Below are 25,176 nucleotides of genomic sequence, written 5' to 3'. Positions count from 1 at the left end.
TGAAGCGCTATATTATATAGCGCTTTTATTTTTAACAAATAGGAGGGATGATTTTGTTTCGTTTTCTTATTAAAAGACTAGTGGAGATAATTCCGATTTTAATAGTTGTCTCCATCCTTATCTTTCTATTCGTACATATGATTCCAGGAGATCCTGCACGTCTTGTTGCAGGTCCGGATGCAACAATAGAAGATGTAGAATTGGTTAGTAAAGAATTAGGTTTGGATAAGCCTCTAGTTGAGCAGTATATTACATATATGGGAAATCTTTTACAAGGTGATTTAGGTACATCTTTAAAAACAAATCGTCCTGTCGCAGAAGAAATTGGTGCGCGATTTATGCCAACTTTTTGGTTAACACTTTGGAGTATGGTGTGGGCAACAATTGCTGGACTTATAATTGGAGTAATATCAGCTACTAAAAGAAATAAATGGCCCGATTATTTAGGGATGTTCGGAGCTGTTTCAGGTCTGTCACTGCCAGCATTTTGGTTGGGACTCATGCTTATTCAGCTTTTCGCAGTAACACTTGGGTGGTTTCCTACTGGAGGACTCGAGTCGTGGAAAAGCTATGTCTTACCTGCCTTTACTCTAGGAACTGGAGTTGCAGCAGTAATTGCTCGTTTCACAAGGTCAGCATTAATGGATGTTCTGAAGGAGGATTATGTTCGAACTGCTAGATCAAAAGGTTTAAAAGAAAGACATGTTATTTGGGAACATAGTTTAAGGAATGCAATGATTCCAGTTGTAACAATGACAGGATTACAATTTGGTTTTTTACTAGGTGGATCTGTAGTTATTGAAACGGTATTCAGCTGGCCTGGTCTCGGAAAATTATTGATAGACTCTGTTGCATTTAGAGATTATCCAGTCATTCAAGCTGAAATGCTTATCTTTGCATTAGAATTCATCATTATTAACTTGATTGTAGACTTACTTTACGGAATATTAAATCCACAAATTAGATATGAGTAAGGAGGGATCTCTGTGACAGAAGTGAAACTATCTAAACAAGAAGAATATATACAAATGTCTTTAGAAAATATTGAAGCTCGAACACCTTTCTCAGAGTTTTGGAGAAAGTTCAAAAAACAAAAGCTCGCGTTTATATCATTCTTTTTTGTTATTTTTTTAATTGTACTTTCGATCATTGGTCCTTCTATAGTGCCCTATGATATTACTGAACCCGATTATGTGAATGTGTTATCAGGGCCTTCAGCAGAGCATTGGGCAGGTACAGACGCATTTGGTCGTGATATTTTTAGTCGAGTAATAGCAGGTACACAAATTTCCTTGATTGTTGGATTAAGCTCTGTCCTACTTGGTGCAGTTGGTGGGACATTACTTGGCTTGATTGCAGGATACTACGGAAAATGGGTTGATCGAATTATTATGAGAATCTGTGATATCTTACTTGCTTTTCCAGGAATTCTATTAGCAATTGGGATCATTGCAATTTTGGGTCCAGGTCTTAGTAATGTAGTAATTGCCGTAGCCATATTCGGTGTTCCAGTTTTTGCTCGGATTGTCAGAAGTTCAACTTTAGCAGTGAAATCGACGTTATATGTTGAAGCGACAACGTCAATAGGTGCAAGACCCCTTAGAATTATTTGGAAACATATTTTTCCAGGAACAGTTTCAAGTATTATTGTTTATTTTACGATGCGAATTGGATCAGCTATTTTGACAGCTGCCGCCTTAAGTTTCCTAGGATTAGGTGCACAACCACCAACTCCTGAATGGGGTGCGATGTTAAGTGGAGGTCGAGATTATTTGAACATTGCACCACACGTTACACTTTTCCCAGGACTAGCGATATTTATTACTGCACTTGCTTTTAACTTATTGGGTGATGGATTGCGTGATGCACTCGATCCAAAGATTAAAGAATAGAATGTAGAGAAAGGAGGTTCTCAAATGGATAATAATCTATTGCTAGAAGTTAAAAACTTGAAAACTCATTTCATCAGCGATTCTGGTACAGTGAAAGCAGTTGATGATGTTTCTTTCAAAATTTCGAAAGGTGAAACATTGGGGATAGTTGGAGAATCTGGAAGTGGGAAAAGTGTTACTTCTCTATCTATAATGGGACTGCTAAAAGATACTCCGGGTAAAATTGTCGGTGGAGAAATTTTATTTGAGGGAAAAAATTTAGTTGGAATTAGTGAAAGTGAAATGAGAAAAATACGTGGAAACGACATTGCTATGATTTTTCAAGAGCCTATGACTTCGTTAAATCCAGTGTTTAGAATCGGGAGACAAATTGAAGAAGCAGTCATTCTTCACACGAAGCTATCAAAAAAACAGGCCAGAGGTCGTGCGATTGAAATCTTAACTGCAGTTGGGATTTCAAGACCTGCTGAAATTATTCATGATTATCCACATCAGCTTTCTGGAGGAATGCGACAACGCGTTATGATAGCGATGGCGATGGCTTGTATTCCTAAGATACTAATTGCTGATGAACCTACAACGGCTTTAGATGTTACGATACAAGCACAGATACTAGATTTAATGAGAAGTTTAACGGAAGTATCAGAAACCGCAATTTTATTAATTACCCATGATCTAGGTGTAGTTGCAGAAATGTGTGATCGTGTAGTTGTGATGTATGGTGGTCGAGCGGTAGAAGAAAGTGACGTACATTCTATATTTTCAAATCCCAAACATCCTTATACAAAAGGGTTACTTGCTTCGATACCAAAAATGGGGGAGAGAGTAGATCGTTTACCATCAATTGCAGGGAACGTCCCAATTCCATCAAGAATGCCTGAGGGATGTAAATTCGCACCGAGATGTCCTTTGGCAATGGATATTTGTTGGGAAGAAGAACCGCTCCTAAAAGAAGTTTCACCAAATCATTCGAGTAGATGTTGGTTGCACGAGGAGGTGCCTGAAGATGAATCAGTATTTGTTGGAAGCCCAAAATATTAAAATGCATTTTCCTTTTAAAAAAGGAATGTTTAGTCGGAAAGAGAATTTTGTTAAAGCAGTAGATGGAGTTTCTTTTGCTATCAAAGCAGGTGAAACATTAAGTATTGTAGGAGAAAGTGGTTGTGGAAAATCAACTACGGGTAGAGTGTTGATGAAGTTGTTAGATCCGACAGAAGGAAGAATTATCTTTGAGGGAGAAGATATTACTGATTTCTCAGCTGATAAAATTAGACCATACCGAAAAGAATTTCAAATGATATTTCAAGATCCTTACGCTTCACTTAACCCGCGTTTGACGGTAAAAGAAATTATTGAAGAACCTTTAATCGTGCATAACCTAGAAAAGTCAAAAAGGCAGGAACGAGTAATTGAGTTATTAGAAGTTGTTGGTTTGAATAAGTATCATGCAAATCGATATCCTCATGAATTCAGTGGGGGCCAACGACAAAGGATTGGAATTGCACGCGCATTAGCTGTAAATCCAAAGCTCATCATTGCAGATGAACCTGTATCAGCATTAGATGTTTCGATTCAATCACAAATTCTTAATTTATTGAAAGATTTACAAGAACAGTATAATTTGACGTATCTATTTATCGCGCACGATTTAAGTGTGGTTGAACATATTTCTGACCGTGTAGCGGTTATGTATTTGGGTAGAATAGTAGAATTAGCCGAGCGAGATCAATTGTTTAACCATCCACTTCATCCTTATACAAAAGCATTGCTGAGCGCGGTTCCAATTCCTGATCCTTCAGCAAAAAAAAATCGAATTGTTCTCACGGGTGATATACCAAGTGCTGCAAACCCACCATCAGGATGTACATTTCATACGAGATGTCCATTTGCAAAAGAGGTGTGTGTAGAAACGACCCCTGAATACAGAGACTATGGAGATAATCATTTTGTTGCGTGTCATTTTGCAGAAGAACTAGAATAGAAGGGTAGTCAGATGAGAAAACTTCATATTATTGCACGTCAAAAAGCTTATTTAAATACGATATCTAATCAGTTGTTGGAGATATTTGGTGATAGTATTACCCTGTCTTCAACGACTGTGCAAGATATGACAAAAGATTTAGTGTTAAAAAATGATATTGTCGTTCTTTCAAAAGAAGTATTAATTGGTATTACACGTCCATTTATTCCCGAGACTTGTCCCGTCATACTTGCTAAAAGAGAAGTAAATATTGTGGCAACAAAAAAATTGCTAAGCTTGCCGAAAAAACAGCAAATCTTAATTATTAATGATACATCGGAACATGCTGTGGAAACAGTAAACTCTTTAAGAAATATATTCTTTGAACATGAATATAGTGCCTATGATTCTATTAGTTCAATAGAACCGACTACAGATTGGATAGTTACACCAGGGGAAATAGAACTAGTTCCCAAAGGTTTTACGAATGTGATTGATATCGGTCCTAGGATTGTTGACTTCAATACGGTTTTGGAAATTTCAAGTTGTCTAGATATGAATATTAGTCAGGCGTCATTGATGAATCGCTTTTTTAAGTCACAATTAGTTGTGTCTGAGAAATATAATAATGAACAGTATTTGATTAATAGTATGGATAGTAATGATGGTCATTCTTATGACTATGAAGATAAAGTGCATAAAAATATAGAAACTCAAAAAAAACATCAGGGTTTAAAAGAAATGAGTTCAATGATAGAGAAAATAGAAGTACATGGATTCTTAGATGAAAGCTTAGCGATTTTAAGGATTTATCAATCTGGAAAAAAAGAACTTAAGTCTTTTGGACGAACAAAAGTTAAGTCGAGATTGCTAGATATGGGAATTAATTTAACTGATCAGCAACTTAGGCTACGCTTAGAAATTCTGCATGAACTAGGTTTAGTTAATGTACAAAAAGGTAGAGGTGGTACAAAGTTATCGGATAAAGGAGAAGTCTTTTTGGATTTTCATCAGTCAACTCATAACTAAGTAACTAACCAGTGCAAAGTTTCAACATATAATTTTAATCGAGAAGGCTTCTTTTAATAAGATGGATGGCAGAAACTTGAATCTGACATACCTGTTATTAAGAAGCTTTTTAAAAAAACATCATCAAGTTTAAAGTGCTTTTATTGGGAGGCTAAATATTGAAGGTTTTTATTTCTGCAGATATTGAGGGTGTTTCGGGTGTTGTTCACGGGGAACATACGATGCGAGAAGGAAGAGAGCATGATTATGCGCGAATGTTAATGACAAAAGAAGTAAATGCTTGTGTGCTTGGAGCTTTAGAAGCTGGTGCAGACAAGGTTATTGTAAATGACTCGCATGGGACAATGCGTAATATTTACCATGAGCAATTACATGAAAAAGCAGAATTGATTTTAGGGGCACCTAAAAAACTTGCAATGATGGAGGGTATTAATCATAATTTTGATGCAGCATTATTTGTTGGCTACCATACAAAAATGGGGTCCCAAGGAGTCTTAAACCATACATTTAATGGAAGAGTTATTAGATCAATTGAAGTAAATGGTATAGAGCTTGGAGAATTCGGATTAAATGCTTTAGTTGCTGGATACTTTAATGTACCTGTTGTTTTTGTATCAGGATGTGATTTAGTTGCAAAGGAAGCAAAAGCGTTAATCCCTTCTATTCATCAAACAATTGTAAAACAGACAATTAATAGAACTACTGCATTAAACACACATCCTGTTTTGGTAAGAGAGCTCATAAAGGAAGATACGAAAACAGCATTATTAGCTTGTAAGGAAATTAGTCCTTATCGTATTGATTCGCCTTACACAGTAAAAATGACTTTTTTAAACACCGGACAAGCAGACGCAGTTGAAATACTCCCTTACGTAAAAAAAAATGGGCCATTAGGAATATCATTTGTTTGTAAAGATATATTGGAGTGCTATCAATTAATTCGAAGTTCGATTATGATTGCTGGTTCTATCTCCTAATTATTTTGTGCCCTAGAGAAAAAATGCAAAACTGTATATGATACAGAAATACCTTGCCGAGTAGAAGGAGTAATTTTAAAAATGTGTGCTACTACTTATTAAGGTATATTTCATATGTTTCTATACTTACATAATCAAAATTGCGGATGTAGATTTTTAATTTATTTACATGCTTCAATTGTTTTGAAATTCTATTGTTCCTGAGAAAAGGACATCATGTCTCTGGAAAAAATTTCTAAACGATTCCAACGGTACACGACAATTTATATCCTTACATTGCCACACCCGCTATACCTGCATTGCGGGTATGGCTTTTTTATTTTACTCATCTCTAATACGCCTGGTTATACATCGTCAACTATCCCGCTCTTTATAAAAGAACTACCTGCAACCTTAGTTCCACAAAGGTTATAATCAACTCAGGGGGGATTCTCATGAACTTACGTAATTTGAAGACCTATGTGCCGGCAGTGATTTACAAGCGCGGCTTGGATTATTTTGAGCGAGATTTTGTTGAAGAGCTGACGGAAAACGCGCCGAATCGTTGGCATGCGGTTGTGGAGGGCACTTGGGATTATGATATAACCGTCAAGTTGACGGGAGAGGAAACGATCGTGTCGACTTCTTGTAACTGTCCGTTTGAATCGGATTCGCTGTGCAAGCATGAAGTGGCCGTGTGTCTCGCAATCTGTGAAGCTAAAAAAGAAAAGAGTTCGGCAAGCGTGGATGTGCGGGCGCAATTAAAGGCGTTGAAAAAAGCAGAGCTACTTGAAATTTTTGAAGAGTTGTTGAAAAAGCAGCCAGCAGTAGATCTTTACTTAACAGAGAAATTTTCGAATGCGAGCGGGTTGGACGAACAAACGGCACGTCGTATTATTCAGAATTCAGCTAACCGCGCGAGTCGTAGAGGATTTATCGAATGGGACCGGGCAAATCAGGCAATTGAAGGGGCAGAAGAAGTTCAAGAATATGTAGATAGCTTGCAGATAGAGCAAGATGCTGAGAAAATGATCTGCCTCAGTTTGATCGTCATCGAGGAATGCAGTGAAATGATGCAAATGGCGGATGACTCAGGAGCAGATATCAGTTCGACAATTAATGAGAGTCTAGCTAAAATTGATAAGACACTAGCAGAGTGGCCAGAACAACTGGATGAGTCGACTGTTGATCACATGCTCGAACTACTATATCCACACATCTTATTCCATTTGAAACAAGACATTATAGACGTTGCGGGTGATTTACTACAGTCAGTGCTGCTATGGAATGAAAAGGGCGATTTCGCGGACAAATTCTATGATTTTATTGAAAAAGTGATTGGCAGTAGGGAAATGCAAAATCAGTCGTATTCGTATACTGAAGAGCAGTTCCGCATGTGCCAGCTCGTGATTTTGCAGCAGGCTGGCGATCAGCAAGCGATCGAATCTTTCTGTATGAAGCATCATCGCTATTCGGGAATTCGTAAAGCACAGATTCTACAGGCGCTGGATGCGGGTGAATTCGAAAAAGTCATCCGGTTGTGTGCCGAGTCGGAACAATTGGATGTGAAGTCTGCAGGATTGATACAGGACTGGAAAAAATTGCGCTTTCGAGCTTATGAAGGCATGGGCAACAAAGCGGGGATGGTTGACCTCAGCTACCAATTCGCATTAGATGGAGAGCAAGAATATTATAACAAGTTGAGAAGTTTAGTAGTTGTGGAAGACTGGCCGAAAAAGATGGAAGCGATGCTTGCGGAGATGAAAATGCGTCCGCGGTGCCGTCCGCTTTATCTGGGTATTTTGATTGATGAAAAAAGATTTGCTGAGCTGCTGGACTATTGCGAGAAAGATGTCGCTGCGATCGAACGCTTGCATCCGCATTTAGTAGCTGATTACCCACATGAAGTGAACGAAATCTATACAAGCTATATCTACCGCTTAGTTGAACCTGCTTCTAATCGCAAGGCATACTGGAGTGCATGTCAAAAAATCAACGGTTTCCAACAAGCGTTGGGTGCTGATGCAGCGAAGAGGTTGATCGAAGAGCTGAAGTTTATGTATCCGAAACGAAAAGCATTTTTGGATGAGTTGGGGAAGGTTGAGGGGAAGTAAGTAAAAAGCGCGCTCTGTGAAACGAAACGATAATATGCAATGATAGGATCAGCAAGTAATTCAAAGGAGTGACAAAATGGACGGAATAGTAAAACAAAAATTGAAAGAAATACGCGAAGTGTTTGAGGAACTTCCTCATTGTAAAGTTGAAACGAGCGTAGATGAGCAGCTTGTAATCACAGGTGACAAACCGGTCTCTTGGAGTGACTCTCTTGAAAACCCAAATGCGGAATCTACGCATAAAATGGGAACGATTAAACCGCATAAAGCTTCCCTTGGTCTTTATATTGATTTTCCGCACGGGTATTTGGATGTGGATAAGTTGGAAGCCATTATTAACCCAGAAGGAACGTTAATGTATTATCCACCGGGTACAAAGGCGCCTACTATAAAAAGCTGGTGGCGATTCCGTTCTGATGAACAATTTGACAGTCTTCACCTCGTTCTCAGAAAAATTGAGTTAGCTTATTATAATTTTAAACGAGAAGATTGGGTGGGGTTAATGCGAGAGATTACGGATGCTCATGAATAAGACAATTGAAAGTCAATTCCTCGGAAAAAAGCAGTTCTAAACGATTTGAATTGTTTCGCTCTCTAGGAAGCGAAATCATCAAAAAGCAAGCACCTAAAGGGCCGCTTGCTTTTTTGTCTGCTGTTTAGTCAAACTGTTCGTTTTCTGGTGGTCCCAATTTATCGGTCAAAATCTCTAGGATGTCGTCAAAATACTTGCCGTCATACCACAATTCTTTATACGAAGCTGAACGGATAATTGCCCGTGGCTCCACTTTTGTTACATCAATCTGAGCCGTGTGGCTAGAGCCTGTTTCTTCAAGTTCTTTCTTCTTCTCACGAATAAAGCTGTCCATGTCATCCACTTCGTAATGCTGAAATGTTTCCACCACATCATCAAATAACGGCATCGTGTCTTCGGGGCTTTCAAACAGCCAAGAATAACCTTTTTTGTCATTGACCAAGCGTAGCGTCAGTTGATATTCCAAAAAATCATCTCCTCGTATAGTATGTTTAAGGTGCAAATCCATCTTGTAGCTGAGCATATCGTAGCAAAATGGGCTGTAATAAGCGTATACCCGATTTTCACACAGTCAGTCCTGAAGAAAACAAAATTGCTAAGTGAAATAACTGTTTCGAAAACAGTAGATACGGATACTTTTAATCCATCTCTTCACTGAAAAAGATATGTGAAAGCCCGACAAGCGAAGGAAGCTTAAGGATTATACCGCTTCCCAAAAAGTGAAATCAAAGCCCGTCACAAGAGCGTCTACTCACTCGTGATGGGCTTTTGCGTTGATTTTATTCGGAAGGTAGTTGCATCAAATAAACTTCTTAATTCCTGGCATGCCATAGATCAGCCAGTAGATGAGTTTTGCTTCGTCTTCGTTGCCACTTTCAAGAGATAGCGAACGAGGAAATTCACCTGGATTTTTGTCCTCTTCGATAAGATCAAGGAGATCCACGTTCCAGATGACCGCTTCTATAGAAAGCTCTTCTAATTCGCTGCCTTCGAGCGTACCATCATGCATATCCATGATGGAATCAAAGTAAAAATCGATCGCTTCGTATTCTTCTGGCGGGAATTCGGCCATAAAGTCTTCTGCTTTGCTCCACTTTCCGGCACGAATATAAGTGCTTGCGAGCAACCACCGTGCACCTTGCTGATCATTCGGATTCAGTTCTAATAACGTTTCAAATGGCTGGATCGATTCAGCATATTTTTTCTGACTCATTAACCAAGCGCCATAGGCAAATAAAGCACGCAAGAATGGTCGGTGCAACACGTAATCCCAAGTGATGTCAGCATCTTTTTCAAGTTCTGACTTTTGCTGCCCGGATTGGATAGCCTTCAGGTAATGTTTTTGTTTCTCCGCAGGATCTGACGTGATTTCAGCCATCAGCAAATTGGCATCTGTATTTTCAGCATCCAGTTTAAACGCCTGCTTTGCTAGTTTTTGGCGTTCTTTTTCAGTGACAGCGTCATAAGCTTGATAGCTCAAAAGTTGTGCAGCTTCCCTATCATCTGCGGGTAAGTAAGGCGAGTTCATCGATTGTTGAACGATTTGGTTCAGGTCAATTTCAGATTCGGCATCTGAATGTTGTACCCGCATAACCATCTGCCACATGCCACTTTCGGTGATTCGCGGGTCGGTTCCCATTGTCGTTAGCATTTGTGGCATGAACATGTCTGGATCAACATCCATAGCAACATCCGGATTTTGCATATGTTCCGGCATATCTTTCATGCGATCCATCAAGTAATTTTCCATGAGATCCCGGTACTTTGTTAAGGAAGCAACGGAAGTGTCGAAATACTCGGCAAGGTTTTTTTGCGAGACGTAGAGATTTCCGAAAAAGCCAAAGGTGTTAATGGTTTGTAAAATGCCAGCAGCAACACCTTCTGGTTTACGAGCGTTGAGCGGAACTTCGGTAAGGAAAGCGTAAGCCATAGTCTTCGGAAGTTCACTTTGTAACTGATGTCTTGTCAAGAAGCGTTCGACCAGATCTAATACATCTGTGCCAAATGCGGGAAGTTCCGGCAATTGAGCGTGTTCAGCAAAAACTTTATATAGCTCTAATGAATCATGGACACCGTCTTCTAGCTTAGATTTAATGCTTTCTACTACAACTGTCTGAAAGTGTGGGATAAAAAGGATACCGGAAGTTGGCTGTAATTCTTTTTCATTTTCCAAAGGGTTGCGCATAACGAGCCCAAATAGCCACTCGCCTGGTCGAGCTTGCGTTGATAACGGGAAATGATAAATGTCATTCGTAAGTTCATCACGAATGATGAAATTACCATCTTCCACTGCCTGTATTTTTGCAAGCAAATAAAACGGGTCTTCCCAAGAAGTGAGGATATCTAAGATACGTTGGCGTTTCTGATGCTTTTTTTGACGAGTGATGTATTTTCTCCAAATGTCCACTCGGTCATAAAACACATAAGCTTCATACGCGACCGCTTCAATCATATCCTTGTCAAACACTCCAGACAAAGCTTTATGCCAGTGACGAGTGAGTTGTTCCGCTTCGAAATAATTTGCCGGCTCTAGTCCTTCTTCAGAAAAACCTTCCATAATGCTTTCCAGTTCTAAATTAATTATTTCCTGTATATCCACCACTTGCTCTTTACCGCAACATTTTTTGTATTTCTTGCCACTGCCGCATGGGCAAGGATCGTTTCGTCCAACCACAAGATCATCTCTTTTCTTTAGTTGTTTTCTTCATCGTACAGAGACTGGGATCCAAGTTCAAGAGTGAGTTGAGAAAAAGAAGCGTGTCCTTGAAAAGGGAAATTTCTAACTGATTTTGACAATTCCCCAGTTTATAACTCACTCATTGCGGCGCTTATTAAACGAACAGCGCAGCAGTAGCTTTTTGTTTTTTCTATCTTACAAATTACGAGGCAGTATCCACACAAAAAAAGGAGGTCTAGCCACCAATCCCGCAAAATTATCAGAAACTGTAATGAAAAACACCCTTACTGAGCGACGGGCATCTCGATGCCGACGATCCAATAAAGGGTGTTTTAAATGTCTCAATTAAACTCTATAAGATTCCAAATCCGGTGCTTGGCGTTTCAAGCTTGCCTGTTCATAAGAAAAGGCGAGCTCGATCAAACGTGCTTCGCTAAACGCTTGTGCGCTAAACGTGACACCAACGGGATGCCCGCTGCTCGTATAGCCGGCCGGAACGGTGATGGATGGGTAGCCTGCTTTTGCGGGCATATCGGCACCGCGGTTGTTTTGGAATAATAATGCGTCCAGTTGGTGTTCTCGAGTGACGAAATCCAATCCTTCTAAAGTAGAAGTACGTAAATCAGTTTTGCGGTGTTCTAGGTATGTCGGATTGTTCAGATCGTCGCTCAAAGCCTGCGATTTTTCCAGCTCGGCTTGGCCGAATCTCATGCGACGCTCGGGTTCTTGTTTGTTGAACTCGATAACGTCTGCGAGTGATTTGACCGACACTTCAGTAGGTGTGGTGCGCAAATAGTCGTTGACGTTTCGCTTGAATTCATACCACAAGACGTCTGACTCAACTGATGACTTTGGAATCGTTACTTCAATAACTGTTGCACCGAGTGCTTTGATTTGCTCGATGGCCTCATCCATAATGGCACGCTCTTCTGGTGCTTTGTCGTTCAAAAAACTCAGGTCGACGCCAATACGGGCGCCGTTCAAGCCGTCTTTTTTCAAGTACGGTGTGTAATCAGTGAGTGCATGGTCTGTGCTTTTTTGTGTTGCCGCGTCTTGTTCGTCGACACCAGTCATCGCGCCAAGCAAAATTGCCGCATCTGTCACAGTACGCGCCATCGGTCCGGCAGTATCCTGGCTTTCAGCAATCGGGATGATGCGCGAACGACTGACGAGGCCTAGGGTTGGTTTGATGCCGACAATCGAATTGGCACTCGATGGACTCAAAATTGAGCCGGATGTTTCCGTACCAACACCGACGACAGCGAAATTCGACGCAATCGCGGCGCCTGTCCCTGAACTCGAACCGCCAACGTCTTCTGCTTTAAAGACACCGACGCCGTATGGGTTTAGCACTTGTCCGCCGAGTGAACTATAGCCACTCGGTCCTTCTTGCGACATAAAATACGCCCATTCGCTCAAGTTTACTTTGCCGAGAATGATGGCACCTGCATTTCGTAATTGCTTGGTGACAAAGGCATCTTCTTTAGCGAAATTGTGTTCGAGTGCAATCGCGCCGGCTGTTGTCGGCATCAGGTCAGCGGTTTCAATATTGTCTTTGAGCAACACAGGGATGCCGTATAGGGGACCTTGGTTATCTTGTCCGCGATTCTCATCTAGTTGTGCTGCGATTTTCAGTGCGTCCGGATTGATGGTCAAAACGGAATTGATTTTCGGGCCATTCTGGTCGAAAGCTCTGATCCGCTCAAGATAAGCTTCGACTAGTTCCACGGAGGTAAGTTTATGGTCACGGAAAGCTTGTTGAATGTCTTGGATTGTCGTTTCGTTCAACTGGAATGTATTTGTTTTCATATGTAGGCTCCTCACTAAAATGATGTGCTGTTGTTAATTGTACATTAATTCTTAATTTTACATAAAGTATAGTGTATCGCTGGACTTGAATAATAGTTTCGAAAACCAAATCGTTTGAGTTTGGAGAGATGGAAGAGTAATCTGAAAATAGAATTGAGAGGAGTGGGAGTAGATGGAAAAAGCAATTCCAGAAGTGACGTTAAACGACGGAACAACTTTACCCGTTATAGGACTCGGTACATACGGACTGTGGGGCAACGCGGGAGCGAACGCAGTCAGCAGTGGGATCAACGCCGGTTACCGGTTGATTGATACGGCATATAACTACGAAAACGAAGGAGCGGTCGGGGAAGGCATACGACGCAGCGGCATTCCGCGTGAAGAACTGTGGGTAACGTCCAAATTGCCGGGACGTTATCACACGTATGAAAAAGCTTTAGTAGCCATTCAAGAATCGTTGTATCGTTTGCAATTGGATTATTTCGACCTGTACTTGATCCACTGGCCAATGCCAAATCAAGACACTTACGTAGAAGCGTGGCAGGCATTGATCGATGCGCAAAAATGGGGGCTCGTCCGGTCGATTGGTGTCAGCAATTTCTTGCCAGATCATTTAGAGCGCATTATTCAAGAAACGGGAGTGACGCCGAGCTTGAACCAAGTGGAATTGCATCCGTTCTTTAACCAAGCACATCAGCGAAAAGTGCACGCGGACCACGGAATCCAAACACAGTCGTGGAGCCCAATTGCTAAAGCGAAAGATATTTTGACGAATGATACTATTGAGGAAATTGCCGAAACGCACAACAAAACCATTGCCCAAGTCGTGTTACGCTGGCAATACCAAATCGGTTCAGTCTCAATTCCACGTTCTACTTCACCTGAGCGGCAACGGGAAAACTTAGCTATTTTCGATTTTGAATTAAGTGAAGAGGAAATGACGTCAATTTCAGAGCTGTCCCGCCCAGACGGCAGATTGTTTGATATGGACCCGGCTACGCATGAAGAATTTTAAGAATAGGTGTTAATCTACATGCTAAAAAACGGCCGTGTTAGAAACTACTCAGTTTCTAACACGGCCGTTTTTATGTTATTATTTCTCCGCATTTTTTTCTATCTTCATACTCTCCGGATCAAAAAACTTATCCACTAAATCGTAAATCGTGATGAGCTCATAAAGAATGGTGAATTCGGGTGGGAATTCCGTTGGGCGCAGAGCATCGCTTGCGGTGATGTTTTTACTATTGTCCCAAAACAAATCGGTCATGTTTTTTAATTGGCATTGGTGCTTTTCGTGATCGTAGTCGACTGAGTGTTTCAAATCGTTTGCGAGTTCCGTGACGGCGTGCATAATAATCTCTCGCTCAGCGGTGCTCCATGTCAGCGTATGCAACGGGATATAAAGTAAGGCATCTAAATGGAATTCTAAGTTATGTAAGAAGAGCAATTGCTTTTCCGCCATTTGAAGCTCGGCTTCTCGCTCGCGCACCCACGGGTACAAACTGGATTCGTCGCGCTGGAAATGGATGAGTTTCTCGGTCTTCCGAACTTCGATGGTCAGTCCTTTTACGATTAACTTTTCTTCTTGGCGATTTGCATCACTGTTAAAAAGGATCGTTTGGAATGTTTGCTCCAACATGCTACCAGCTCGTTCACTGATGGATTGAATGCTTTGCAGAATATCTTTTCGGTAGTTAGGTGGGAACACCAGCATGTTGACAGTCGTAGACACTAGCAATCCAATCGTTGTTGTTCCTAGTCGAATGAAGAACGACACTAAGACATCGTCATGGATCACTTCGACCATCGCAACAGAGGTCAATGTGGCAACGAGTAATCCAGCGTGCAGATTGAGCCGGTAACAAACTAAAATCGTAGCAACTGCAGCGAGTGTATACGTAATCGGGGAATTCCCGAAGAGTGAGATAAAGAGGACAGCGAAGGCAGAACCAATCGCGGATGCCGGAAACCGGACCAGTCCTTTTTTAATCGAATCGCTCACGGTCGGTTCGATTGTCACAATGGCTGTGATGACCGCGAAGACAGGCGGCCAGCCAAACCATAAACAAATCGTCGCTGTCAAAAAGATCGCAATGCCGGTTTTCACAATTCGCCCGCCACTGAAATGAAAGGATCGCATCATCGTTTGACCCCCCTTCCTTTTGTGTAGTATTTTTTCCTGTAGTCCAGTATATCATTCATGTCTATAGAGACTCTAACTCAATTAGCAACATGTCCTTGGGGAGATTTCGTATCTATTCTGGAAATCACGCAATATTTAAAGCATATTGACTATTGACAACGTTTACATTAGCCTAAAGAAAAGAAATAAAAACGTTTTCTTAAAAGAAAATAGTAAGAAAGTTGGTTGTATTCGCCTTATGAGATCTTGTGTTTGAGACTGTTGTTCAACTACTACTAGTTATCCTGTACTAAATAATAAAAAAAGAAGGAATGCCGAGAAAACGAAAGTAAATAATCATCAAAGCGAGACAAAAAGCGACGCACCTTACAAAAGGAGGAAATGAAAATGAAGAGAAACTATAAAAAAGATTTTACTTTACTAGCACTTTTACTTATTCCAATCGGGGTAGCCATTAACTTTGTTGGGTTTCAAGTAGCCCAAGTTTTAAGGTTACCCATTTTTTTGGACACAATCGGCACGATCTTAGTCGGTGTGATTGCAGGTCCGTTAGTTGCGATTGTAGCAGCTTTTATAACAAACTCAATTACTGCGATTTTTAATCCAATCTACTTCCCGTATGTTATTACGTCCATGGCAATCGGTTTAGGTGCAGGTTTGCTTTCAAAATACGGCATGTTCCGCACGATTTATAAAGCCATAATTTCAGGTCTTATAATTACGGCAATCGCGGTAATAGCTTCTGCACCTATTACGGTTTTGTTTTTTGGAGGAGCGACAGGCAATACATCGTCTGCCATTACGGCGACATTTTTAGCGATGGGTCAGAATATTTGGAGTGCAGTTTTCACTTCAACAATTATTACGGAAATTGCGGACAAAGTGATCTCGGTCTTATTTGTTTACTTTATCGTGAAAAGTATGTCGGATCGCTATTTATCCAAAATGAAGTATGGCCATTTGTATATGAAAAAGAGCAATCGCAATAAATAAGTATTTCGTTGCTTTGACTAAGCGAAAAGTACGTTAAGGGAGATAATATAGGATGAAAAACTCACTAGTGAATTTGTATCCGTTAACCAAATTTTATTTTGCTTTATTTATTGCTGCTACTGTCATCATTGTTCCTAATTATGTGTTTGCCTTTGCTTGGTTTCCGGTGTTGGTACTGATCGCAGTTGCTGCTGGTGTGGCCAAGTCATTTTTATCTTTTATCTTAAAAACGTTAGTTATCTTGTTAGTCATTGTATTTTTGATGCAGTTATTCTTTTATCCCGGAGAAGAAGTTCTTGCCTCCTGGTGGATTTTTGAGATTTCCAGAGAAGGTTTGAATTATGGATTGACGTTAACTTCACGAATTTTAGCAATTGGTTCTGCTTTTATTTTGTTTTTCCGCATTGTGGAAGTAAAAGATTTTGTGAAATCACTGGAAGATGCCGGCATGCCATCTGCAGGAGCGTATGTTGTATTGTCGACATTACAAATCATTCCAGAGATGCGACGTCAGTCAAACACCATAATGGAGGCTCAAAAAACACGAGGAGTCGAAACAGAAGGTTCGATTATAACTAGAGCAAAAGCTTTCTTTCCGACATTAACACCGCTCATTCTTTCTTCGATAGCAAGTACAGAAGAGAGAGCCATAACTTTAGAGGCACGGGCTTTTTCTGCACCTGGGAAAAAGACCAGTCTTCACAAGTTGACTAAACGGCCAATCGATCGTGTCCTGCCGTGGATTTATATCATTATTGTGATAGGACTTATTATTTGGAGGGTTTTCTGATGACATCAATCATCCAACTGAAAAACGTTTCTTACAGGTATCCCGTTGGTGATGAATGGGTACTGAAACATATAACAGTAGATATAAAAAAAGGAAGCTTTGTATCCATAGTCGGAAATAATGGATCAGGTAAAACGACACTTTGCAACATCATCAGAGGCTTTATTCCACATTTTCATAAAGGAGAATTGGACGGTACCGTTATACTGGATGGCAAAGATATGAATGACTATGAACTTGGCCAACTAAGTGAAAAGATTGGGTATGTTTTTCAAAATCCATTTACACAAATATCGGGTGTAAAAGAGACGGTTTTTGAAGAAGTGGCATATGGTCTAGAAAATTTAGGAGTTCCTGTAGAAGAAATCTATCCGAGAGTAGAAGAAGTTTTAACACTCGTTAATATTCAGGACTTACGTGAAAAAAATCCATTTGAACTTTCAGGAGGCCAGCGACAGCGTGTAGCACTAGCTTCTATTATTGTAATGGATCCAGAAATTTTAGTAATAGATGAGCCTTCTTCCCAGTTAGATCCTATCGGGACGGATCAAGTATTTGAAATCATTCGATTAATGAAGGAAAAAGGAAAAACAATTATCCTTGTAGAACATAAAATGGATTTGGTAGCTGAGCATTCGGATACATTAATTCTTTTAGACGAAGGCGTTATTTTAGTGCAAGGCGAGACGAGGAAAGTATTGAGCGATCCTCTTTATGCAAGCGCAAATGTCCAGTATCCTCATGTAACCGAAGTAGCTCTTGAACTTCAAAAAGCCGGAGTTCCGCTAGAGTTTTTACCTATAAAATATGCTGAAATAATGACTTGTTTTAAAACTAGTGTAGGGGGATTAACTGATGACTAATCTCGTTTTGAACAATATTGGTTTCAAATACCCCGATGGAACACTGGCATTGGAAAATTTATCACTGGAAATTCCGCAAGGGCAGAGAGTGGCAATAGTGGGACAAAATGGTGCAGGAAAAACAACGGCAGTAAAACTGATGAACGGCTTATTAAAACCAACCACCGGCGAAGTTATTGTAGGAGAGTGGAATACAACTTCCAAGACCACCGCACAACTGTCACGAAAAGTAGGTTACGTTTTTCAAAATCCAGACGATCAAATCTTTCATAACGAAGTGATAAAAGAAGTGCGATTTGGACCGAAAAATATGGGATTTGATCCGGAGCGTATTGAAGAGATGACTCAATGGGCATTAGAGCTTTGTGGCATTTCACAGTATGCAGAAGAAAATCCGTACAATTTGCCGTATTCCATGAGAAAATTTGTGACGATAGCATCTGTTATCGCAATGGATTCTGACGTGATTATTCTGGATGAACCAACAGCGGGACAAGATAAAATTGGTTTGGAAATACTGGGGAATCTGTTGAAAACACTAGAGTCCATGGGGAAGACCGTAATAACCATCACCCATGATATGGAATTTGTAACCGATCATTTCAAGCGAATCATCGTGATGGCGAATCGTCGAATTGTAGCAGATGATCAAGCAATCGCCATTTTTTATCAAGAAGAAATTTTAAAAGAAAGTATGCTGAAACCTCCGGCAGTTGCTCAAATGGCTGCTTTACTGAATATTCCTCATGCGGTTCTATCAAAAAAAGAGTTGATTGAGTATATAAAAAGTCACCATCAGTCTGTAGAGAAAGTATAATGCGTACGAAGACAATTGATAGTCCGTCACGGCCCTCACTCGTCTACATTGATGAACGTTACAAAGAGAAGACTGCGAATGTTTTACTGGAGAGCGGAGAGGCCATTTCTATAGATACGACCGTGCATAAAGGAAAGCTAGTTATAGCGGAATAGAATAGCTACAATTCAATGGAACCGAAAAGCTCAAGAGGATGCGCGTCACAGGCATTCTCTTTTTTCATGGTCTCTTTTGAACTTTACTATACAAAGCCTTTTAATAAAATTGGATTTTTCAGATTAATAATTATATTTTAGTAAAAATTATGATGAAAGGGTTTACTTTTAGTAAAACTATTGATTATAATACATTTATAAATAGCTAGGAGGGATAGGATGAAATTTTCAAAGGGGTATGTATTTCTCGTCTTTACTTTAGTGCTTGCCATGTTGTTATCGGCATGCAGTTCGTCAGAATCAAGCGATGGAAAAAACGAGGATGGCAAAGTCACACTTCGTTTTGCGACATGGGATGTAGGGGAAGATGTTGAACTTCAAGAGAAACTAATCGATCAATTTAACGCAGAAAACACAGATATTAATGTGGTTTTGGAGGCATATGGTGGGGATTATGATACCAAAATCACCGCAGGCATCGGGGCTAAAGATGCGCCTGACGTCATGTATATGTGGAATTACCCGCAATACAAAGATGCGCTTGAGCCATTAGATCCTTATATTGAAGAACGTGACAAAGAGTATAAAGAAAATTTCTATGAGGCATTATGGAACTACAACTCAATCAACGAGGATGTCTATGGACTTCCAGTAGGATATACAACTCATGTTGTTTACTACAACAAAGACTTGTTTGACAAAGCGGGTCTAGCGTATCCGAAAGCTGGATGGACATGGGACGAATTCCAGGAAGCTTCTAAGAAGTTAACAAATAAAGGGGACAAGACGACAGGTTTCGCTTTCCCAGGAAAACCAGATCCATATGATTTTGAAATGTATCTGTGGGGTAACGGTGCGTCTTACGTCGATGACAAAGGAAACCTAGACGGCAGCTTGAATTCACCTGAATCAATCGAGACGTTTGACATGTTTTATAACATGCTTAAAGAAGAAGTGGCTATCACTTCTGAGAGTTGGGGCGATACAGAAATGAAATCAGGCAAAGTTGGTATGATCATCAATGGCGCTTGGTACCTATCTGCTTTTGAAGAAGCTGGCATAAACTACGGCGTTGTTGAAATTCCATCGTTTGGAGACAAGCCAAGTGCAAGTATTGTAAGTTCTTCTGGAGTTGCGATGTCTAAAGACTCGGAGCACAAAGAAGAAGCATTTCGATTCATGGAATTTTGGACTGGGGAGCAAGCAAACAAAGAAAGACTTTCGTTTGAATTGCCAGTTCTTAAAAGCGTCGTAGAATCAGAAAAGTTAGAAGAAGATCCAACTAAAAAAGTATTCTACAGTATGTTGGAACAAAGTAAAGAATATACACCAACCTCCTTTATAACAGAGGATTGGAGTCAGTTATCGGAAAATTTAGAACTTACTTTCGAGCAAATGTTCAACCCGAGTACTCGAGTCGAACCGAAAAAAGCCATTAAGACTGTAGTGGAATAATCGTGGACAGTTAAGAAGATGAAGAAAAATGAGAAAGTATTTAGGTTCGTTCTCATTTTTCTTTATAAAGTGATTTATTGTTTTTAGGTCAAACCAATAAGAGGGAAAAACATGCCCATTAAAAAGAAAAAAGAAAAAAAGTTCACATTAATCCGTAAACGTGTTCCTTATCTATTCATCATGCCATGGATTATTGGTTACCTTGCATTCACGCTGGGACCACTCGCTTTTTCGCTAGTCATGAGTTTATTTGATTGGCCGATTGCCGGTGAAGCGAAATTTATCGGTATAGACAATTTTACTAAAATGTTCACAGCTGATCCTCAGTTTTACAATTCACTTCTTATTACGTTCAAGTTTGCCCTTATTTTTGTTCCGCTCAACTTGGGAGTGGCATTGATTCTCGCACTTCTTATTACGCAGCCAATTAAAGGGATGAAGTTTTTCAGGACCATCTTTTATCTGCCAGCTGTCGTATCGGGTGTAGCGGTATCCATTATTTGGGGATGGATGTTTAACACGGAATATGGGGTGTTCAATTACTTACTGTCTTTTCTTGGACTTGAAGAACCGAGTTGGCTTATCGATCCGAAATGGGCAATTGTAGCCATCGTCATTGCCAGCGCATGGGGCGTCGGCACAATGATGCTGATTTTCTACACGGATATTAAAAGCATTCCGCACGATATGTACGAAGCGGCTGCAATTGACGGCGCCGGTGTGATTCGCCAATTTATTAGCATCACGATTCCGTCTATTACACCGACCATTCTCTTTAACGTGATTACTTCTGTCATTGCCGCATTGCAGCAATTAACGCTGGTGCTACTCTTGACGGGTGGCGGTCCGTTAAAATCAACGTACTTTTACGGACTGTTTGTCTACAACAATGCATTCAAGCACCATGAACTGGGCTATGCCAGTGCCAATGCGTGGTTCATGTTTATCATCATCATGCTATTTACATTAATGATCTTTAAATCTTCCTCAGCTTGGGTCTTTTATGAAGCCGAAGTAAAAAAGGAGAAAAAAGAAAAAAGGGAAAAAAAGAAAAAAAGTGAGGTGAAAAATAATGAAGATTTCCAAAAGGCATAAAATTATTGTTTACTCTGTCCTTGTTATTTTTTCCCTTTACTTTGTCTTTCCTTTTTTATGGGCATTGATTACTGCGATTAAAACAGAACCTGAAGTATTTTCGTACCCGCCAAAATTTATACCGGAAGAACTATTGTTCGGTAACTTTGTTGATGCCTGGAATAGCCAAAATTTCGGGGTTTATTTTAAAAACTCGGTGATTGTGACGGTCCTAACAACAATTGGCCAGCTAATTTCCTGTTCTCTCGTAGCTTATGGATTTGCGAGATACGATTTTAAATACAAAAACTTTCTGTTTGTTCTCTTGTTGTCCACCATGATGATTCCGTGGGACGTCACAATGATTCCACTTTATATGCAATTCAACATGCTTGGTTGGATCAATACGTTAAAACCTTTAATCGTTCCGGCGTTCTTTGGTTCTGCGTATTATATCTTTTTACTTCGCCAGTTCTTGATGAATATACCGAAAGATTTGGAGAACGCTGCCCGTATTGACGGGGCGAACGAGTTCCAAATATTTTATAAGATTTTCTTGCCTATTATGAAGGCGCCTCTCGTACTGGTAGCTGTTTTGAATGTTATTTTGGTGTGGAACGACTACCTTGGTCCTTTAATTTATTTGCAAGACAAAGCAAAATACACGATGACCCTTGGACTGGCATCGTTTCAAGGAGTCCATGAACTGCAAATCATTCCGATTATGGCTATTACACTGGTCATGGTTATTCCGCCAGTACTGGTCTTTATATTTGCCCAGAAATACATCGTTGAAGGAATCAGCGGTTCAATAAAGTAACGCTAATACGGAGGGAAATACATGCAACGAAAAATGAAACGATGGGAGGACGTCAGCCTGCTCGCTATGAACAGGTTGCCTGCCCATTCAGACTTTTATAGATACAAACAAATCAAAGAAGCTTTAGAAGTAACGAAAGAAAAAAGTGATGGATACCAAAGCCTTGATGGAGATTGGAAATTTCTTTACCTTCAGGCTCCGGAATATTCACCTCAGCATTTTGAGCAAGCTGAATTCGACATTGCGAGCTTAGACACGATTGCAGTGCCCTCTTGCTGGCAGTTACAAGGATATGGAAATATGCACTATACGGATGTTTTATACCTCATTCCGCTTAACCCTCCATATGTGCCGCATGAAAATCCAACCGGCATTTATTTCAAAGATTTAGTAGTCGAAAACATCGCCCAAGACGAAAACATTGTCTTAAAATTCAATGGCGTTGATTCTGCTTTTGACTTATTCGTCAATGGACAACATGCGGGCTACAGCAAAGTCTCAAGACTGCCGTCTGAATTCGACATTACGGATCTTATTCACGAAGGAACCAATCGATTGACTGTCAGAGTGTACCAATTTTCTGATGGAACTTACTTGGAAGACCAAGACATGTGGTGGTTTTCGGGTATTTACAGAAGTGTTGAACTTTTTAGAAACCACAAAGATACGCTGCAGGATGTATGGATTGAGACGATTCCTGATGAATCTTATGAATCGTTTACGTTCCGTATCAACGGTTCTTTTTGGACGGACAGCATCAAAAAAGTAGACATACAGATTTACTTGAATGGCAAAGAGCAGAATTCCTTAGCAGTCCATGTTGAGGGCGGCAGTTTCCAAGCGACCAAAGAAATCAGTAAGCCTTTACTATGGAGTGCTGAAACCCCTCATCTCTATACAGCTGTCTTGCAATATGATTTGCCGTCAGGAGTCTCTGAGTCTGTACCGGTTCGATTTGGGTTCCGGTCTATTGAAATCAAAGACAATGAAATGAGAGTGAACGGCAAACGCATTTTCTTTAACGGAGTAAATCGTCACGATTTCAATCCAGATCAGGGAAGAACGGTTACTTATGAAGATATGTTGCAGGACGTTTTATTGATGAAGCAACACAACATCAACGCAGTCCGAACAGCTCACTACCCGAATCAGGATGTTTTTTATGACCTATGCGACGAATACGGACTTTATGTGATAGATGAGACAGACCTGGAATGTCATGGATTTGAAAACACCGGAAATTACAACTGGATCAGCGACAACGAACAGTGGGAAAAGCAATACGTCGATCGTGCGATTCGGATGGTAAAGAGAGACCGGAACCATCCGAGTGTCATCATTTGGTCTTTAGGAAATGAATCGGGTGTGGGCCGAAACTTTACAGCCATGTACGATGCCATCAAGAAAACGGATGCGACTAGGCTTGTTCACTACGAAGGAGACCGAGTGGCGGCTTACAGTGACATGTACACAACGATGTATACTCGGTTGAATGCACTCGAAGAAATCGGACAGAATGCGGAAGGCAAAAAACCACATTTGCTTTGCGAATATGGTCATGCTATGGGAAATGGACCTGGCGGCTTGACGGAATACCAAGAAGTCATGAGAAAATACCCGAGACTACAAGGTGGGTTTATTTGGGAATGGTACGATCATGGCATCCGGAAGACTGATGACGAGGGAAACACTTATTTTCTTTATGGTGGGGATTACGGAGACTTCCCTACTAACGGAAACTTCTGTATCGATGGACTGGTCTTTCCGGACCGCACACCCTCTCCTGCGTTAATTGAATACAAAAAAGTAATTGAACCCATTGTGACAGAAGCAACAGCGGGCAATCCGTTTCGTGTGAAACTAAAAAACCGTTACGACTTCCGAAATTTGAAAGGCATCCATCTTCGCATTCGAGTGGAATCATTTTCAGAATTAATCGAAGAAGTGGAAGTCGAACTGCCCAGTCTTTCAGCAGGTGAAGAACTCGAATATACGTTGCCAATCGATCAAGCAAAAGCATTGGCGCATGAAGAGGTTTGGCTGCGGTTCATCTACAGTGAACCAGAAGCTACAAATTACGCAGAAAAAGGACACCCAATCACGCGTGAGAGTTTCTTGGTTGAGGTGACGAAGCGAAATAAGACCGTTAAAGATCTATCCCTTACTTCAAGAAATCAGATTTGGGTTGAGGAAACACCGGTAAGGTTGCGGGTAACGAGTGCACATTTTCAAGCGGAATTTTCAAAAGTGGAAGGGGCCTTAATCTCTTTTGCTCTCGACGGAGAAAAAATTATTGAAGAGGGTCCGGAACTAACCTTATGGCGAGCATCAATCGACAATGATATGTACAAACGGGATGCTTGGCTCAACAAATACTTCATAAAAAATGCCAAGGAACAAATGGTGTCACTGGAACATCATGTTGGCGATGGATTTGTCGATGTAGAAATTCAAAAGTATATGTCTAGCCTCAACCAAGCATGGGGTTTTAACGTTCGCTATCATTATCGAATTACATCACACGGCGTATTAAATCTTCAATTGGTTGGTGAAAAAGTAATTAGAGGAAACGAAATACCGGACATGCTTCCGAGAATTGGCATCAATATGAAGCTTAACCAGGCTTATAACGAAGTGACGTGGTACGGTCGTGGCGACTCTGAAAATTATCAGGACTCCAAGCGCAGTCAGCCAATTGGTCTCTATACGAAATCGGTTGAAGAGTTGCATACGGACTATGTCTATCCTCAAGAAAATGGATCGAGATGTGATGTCTCCTTCCTGGCATTGTCAAAAGGACAGCAGTCAATCCTAATTAACTTCAAGGAGATTCGCGACTTCACCATTCATGATTACGAAGTAGCAGCGCTTGAAGCGGCACAGCATCGTGGAAAAATTGAGAAATCCCCCTATAATGTGTTGACTGTCGACTACAGACAAAGCGGCCTGGGCAGCAACAGCTGTGGTGAAGAACAGTTACCACCGTATAGAGTAGGGGTAGAAGACTTTGAAATGACGCTTGAAATCAGAGCGATTCCTAAGTCCAACCTTATTGAAGAAAGTCGATTTTTTGTGGCAAGATAAAAAAGGGCTAGGA

21 protein-coding genes are annotated in these 25,176 nt (G+C 40.5%); 17 read left to right on the top strand and 4 right to left on the bottom strand.

Features of this window, described 5'->3' with window-relative positions:
- Positions 1-53: 53 nt before the first annotated feature.
- From gsiC to AUO94_RS05230, 8 genes are all read left to right on the top strand, one after another.
- A complete protein-coding gene (gene gsiC, locus AUO94_RS05265) occupies positions 54-974 on the top strand; it encodes a glutathione ABC transporter permease GsiC (RefSeq protein ID WP_058386239.1) in 921 nt (306 codons plus the stop codon).
- A 54-nt stretch (positions 975-1,028) separates the two neighbouring features.
- Positions 1,029-1,892, top strand: coding sequence for an ABC transporter permease subunit (locus AUO94_RS05260; protein WP_049694922.1), 864 nt, complete (start codon positions 1,029-1,031; stop codon positions 1,890-1,892).
- Between the two features lie 24 nt (positions 1,893-1,916).
- On the top strand, positions 1,917-2,933 hold the full coding sequence (locus AUO94_RS05255) for an ABC transporter ATP-binding protein (protein WP_058386238.1): 1,017 nt from the start codon (positions 1,917-1,919) through the stop codon (positions 2,931-2,933).
- Positions 2,899-3,873 carry an ABC transporter ATP-binding protein gene (locus AUO94_RS05250; protein ID WP_058386237.1) on the top strand — a complete coding sequence of 325 codons (975 nt, stop codon included), beginning with the start codon at positions 2,899-2,901 and terminating at the stop codon, positions 3,871-3,873. Before AUO94_RS05255 ends, AUO94_RS05250 begins: the two co-directional genes overlap by 35 nt.
- A 12-nt stretch (positions 3,874-3,885) precedes the next feature.
- A complete protein-coding gene (locus AUO94_RS05245; protein WP_058386236.1) occupies positions 3,886-4,881 on the top strand; it encodes a hypothetical protein in 996 nt (331 codons plus the stop codon).
- A 158-nt stretch (positions 4,882-5,039) separates the two neighbouring features.
- Positions 5,040-5,858, top strand: a complete 819-nt coding sequence (locus AUO94_RS05240) for a M55 family metallopeptidase (protein WP_058386235.1) — start codon at positions 5,040-5,042, stop codon at positions 5,856-5,858.
- Between the two features lie 434 nt (positions 5,859-6,292).
- The gene (locus AUO94_RS05235) at positions 6,293-7,951 is read left to right on the top strand and encodes an SWIM zinc finger family protein (protein ID WP_058386234.1); all 1,659 of its coding nucleotides are present in this window, start codon (positions 6,293-6,295) and stop codon (positions 7,949-7,951) included.
- Between the two features lie 76 nt (positions 7,952-8,027).
- The gene (locus tag AUO94_RS05230; RefSeq protein ID WP_058386233.1) at positions 8,028-8,483 is read left to right on the top strand and encodes a hypothetical protein; all 456 of its coding nucleotides are present in this window, start codon (positions 8,028-8,030) and stop codon (positions 8,481-8,483) included.
- Between the two features lie 124 nt (positions 8,484-8,607).
- Here the strand turns inward: AUO94_RS05230 and AUO94_RS05225 are convergent, their stop codons facing one another.
- From AUO94_RS05225 to AUO94_RS05215, 3 genes are all read right to left on the bottom strand, one after another.
- Positions 8,608-8,949 carry a hypothetical protein gene (locus AUO94_RS05225; RefSeq protein WP_058386232.1) on the bottom strand — a complete coding sequence of 114 codons (342 nt, stop codon included), beginning with the start codon at positions 8,947-8,949 and terminating at the stop codon, positions 8,608-8,610.
- Positions 8,950-9,282: 333 nt separating this feature from the next.
- Positions 9,283-11,157, bottom strand: coding sequence for an SEC-C metal-binding domain-containing protein (locus AUO94_RS05220; RefSeq protein ID WP_058386231.1), 1,875 nt, complete (start codon positions 11,155-11,157; stop codon positions 9,283-9,285).
- Positions 11,158-11,505: 348 nt separating this feature from the next.
- Positions 11,506-12,969 (bottom strand): amidase family protein, encoded by a 1,464-nt coding sequence (locus AUO94_RS05215; RefSeq protein WP_058386230.1) that lies wholly within the window; start codon positions 12,967-12,969, stop codon positions 11,506-11,508.
- Between the two features lie 172 nt (positions 12,970-13,141).
- On the opposite strand from AUO94_RS05215, the gene AUO94_RS05210 reads away from it, so the two are divergent.
- Positions 13,142-13,984, top strand: coding sequence for an aldo/keto reductase (locus AUO94_RS05210; RefSeq protein WP_058386229.1), 843 nt, complete (start codon positions 13,142-13,144; stop codon positions 13,982-13,984).
- A 78-nt stretch (positions 13,985-14,062) separates the two neighbouring features.
- On the opposite strand, the gene AUO94_RS05205 is transcribed toward AUO94_RS05210, so the two are convergent.
- Complete coding sequence (locus AUO94_RS05205) at positions 14,063-15,109, bottom strand: FUSC family protein (RefSeq protein WP_058386960.1); 1,047 nt, start codon at positions 15,107-15,109, stop codon at positions 14,063-14,065.
- Positions 15,110-15,499: 390 nt separating this feature from the next.
- Here AUO94_RS05205 and AUO94_RS05200 point away from each other — a divergent pair, with 390 nt between their 5' ends.
- The 8 genes from AUO94_RS05200 (at position 15,500) to AUO94_RS05165 (ending at position 25,163) form a co-directional block, all read left to right on the top strand.
- Entirely contained in the window at positions 15,500-16,105 is a 606-nt protein-coding gene (locus tag AUO94_RS05200) for an ECF transporter S component (RefSeq protein WP_237150178.1), read from the top strand.
- Positions 16,106-16,157: 52 nt separating this feature from the next.
- Positions 16,158-16,895 (top strand): energy-coupling factor transporter transmembrane component T, encoded by a 738-nt coding sequence (locus AUO94_RS05195; RefSeq protein ID WP_058386227.1) that lies wholly within the window; start codon positions 16,158-16,160, stop codon positions 16,893-16,895.
- Complete coding sequence (locus AUO94_RS05190) at positions 16,895-17,758, top strand: energy-coupling factor ABC transporter ATP-binding protein (protein WP_058386226.1); 864 nt, start codon at positions 16,895-16,897, stop codon at positions 17,756-17,758. Before AUO94_RS05195 ends, AUO94_RS05190 begins: the two co-directional genes overlap by 1 nt.
- Entirely contained in the window at positions 17,751-18,575 is an 825-nt protein-coding gene (locus AUO94_RS05185) for an energy-coupling factor ABC transporter ATP-binding protein (protein ID WP_058386225.1), read from the top strand. The genes AUO94_RS05190 and AUO94_RS05185 overlap by 8 nt, the downstream gene beginning before the upstream one ends.
- A gap of 374 nt (positions 18,576-18,949) precedes the next feature.
- Positions 18,950-20,185 (top strand): ABC transporter substrate-binding protein, encoded by a 1,236-nt coding sequence (locus tag AUO94_RS05180; protein ID WP_058386224.1) that lies wholly within the window; start codon positions 18,950-18,952, stop codon positions 20,183-20,185.
- A gap of 111 nt (positions 20,186-20,296) precedes the next feature.
- On the top strand, positions 20,297-21,280 hold the full coding sequence (locus AUO94_RS05175) for a carbohydrate ABC transporter permease (protein WP_058386223.1): 984 nt from the start codon (positions 20,297-20,299) through the stop codon (positions 21,278-21,280).
- Positions 21,258-22,079, top strand: coding sequence for a carbohydrate ABC transporter permease (locus tag AUO94_RS05170; protein ID WP_058386222.1), 822 nt, complete (start codon positions 21,258-21,260; stop codon positions 22,077-22,079). Before AUO94_RS05175 ends, AUO94_RS05170 begins: the two co-directional genes overlap by 23 nt.
- A gap of 21 nt (positions 22,080-22,100) precedes the next feature.
- Complete coding sequence (locus AUO94_RS05165) at positions 22,101-25,163, top strand: glycoside hydrolase family 2 TIM barrel-domain containing protein (RefSeq protein ID WP_058386221.1); 3,063 nt, start codon at positions 22,101-22,103, stop codon at positions 25,161-25,163.
- Positions 25,164-25,176: the final 13 nt, after the last annotated feature.

This window comes from Planococcus kocurii, from assembly GCF_001465835.2.
Taxonomy (GTDB): Bacteria; Bacillota; Bacilli; order Bacillales_A; family Planococcaceae; genus Planococcus; species Planococcus kocurii.
The sequence above is the reverse complement of the archived record's forward strand: the minus strand, read 5'-3'. Positions and strand labels throughout refer to the sequence as shown.

What these genes read in the sequence shown, in the direction of transcription:
- AUO94_RS05260 (WP_049694922.1), top strand. Translation starts at nt 1,029, where the DNA reads ATGTCTTTAGAAAATATTGAAGCTCGAACACCTTTCTCAGAGTTTTGG.
- AUO94_RS05255 (WP_058386238.1), top strand. Translation starts at nt 1,917, where the DNA reads ATGGATAATAATCTATTGCTAGAAGTTAAAAACTTGAAAACTCATTTC.
- AUO94_RS05250 (WP_058386237.1), top strand. Translation starts at nt 2,899, where the DNA reads ATGAATCAGTATTTGTTGGAAGCCCAAAATATTAAAATGCATTTTCCT.
- AUO94_RS05245 (WP_058386236.1), top strand. Translation starts at nt 3,886, where the DNA reads ATGAGAAAACTTCATATTATTGCACGTCAAAAAGCTTATTTAAATACG.
- AUO94_RS05235 (WP_058386234.1), top strand. Translation starts at nt 6,293, where the DNA reads ATGAACTTACGTAATTTGAAGACCTATGTGCCGGCAGTGATTTACAAG.
- AUO94_RS05230 (WP_058386233.1), top strand. Translation starts at nt 8,028, where the DNA reads ATGGACGGAATAGTAAAACAAAAATTGAAAGAAATACGCGAAGTGTTT.
- AUO94_RS05215 (WP_058386230.1), bottom strand. Translation starts at nt 12,969, where the DNA reads ATGAAAACAAATACATTCCAGTTGAACGAAACGACAATCCAAGACATT.
- AUO94_RS05210 (WP_058386229.1), top strand. Translation starts at nt 13,142, where the DNA reads ATGGAAAAAGCAATTCCAGAAGTGACGTTAAACGACGGAACAACTTTA.
- AUO94_RS05205 (WP_058386960.1), bottom strand. Translation starts at nt 15,109, where the DNA reads ATGCGATCCTTTCATTTCAGTGGCGGGCGAATTGTGAAAACCGGCATT.
- AUO94_RS05200 (WP_237150178.1), top strand. Translation starts at nt 15,500, where the DNA reads ATGAAGAGAAACTATAAAAAAGATTTTACTTTACTAGCACTTTTACTT.
- AUO94_RS05195 (WP_058386227.1), top strand. Translation starts at nt 16,158, where the DNA reads ATGAAAAACTCACTAGTGAATTTGTATCCGTTAACCAAATTTTATTTT.
- AUO94_RS05190 (WP_058386226.1), top strand. Translation starts at nt 16,895, where the DNA reads ATGACATCAATCATCCAACTGAAAAACGTTTCTTACAGGTATCCCGTT.
- AUO94_RS05185 (WP_058386225.1), top strand. Translation starts at nt 17,751, where the DNA reads ATGACTAATCTCGTTTTGAACAATATTGGTTTCAAATACCCCGATGGA.
- AUO94_RS05180 (WP_058386224.1), top strand. Translation starts at nt 18,950, where the DNA reads ATGAAATTTTCAAAGGGGTATGTATTTCTCGTCTTTACTTTAGTGCTT.
- AUO94_RS05175 (WP_058386223.1), top strand. Translation starts at nt 20,297, where the DNA reads ATGCCCATTAAAAAGAAAAAAGAAAAAAAGTTCACATTAATCCGTAAA.
- AUO94_RS05170 (WP_058386222.1), top strand. Translation starts at nt 21,258, where the DNA reads ATGAAGATTTCCAAAAGGCATAAAATTATTGTTTACTCTGTCCTTGTT.
- AUO94_RS05165 (WP_058386221.1), top strand. Translation starts at nt 22,101, where the DNA reads ATGCAACGAAAAATGAAACGATGGGAGGACGTCAGCCTGCTCGCTATG.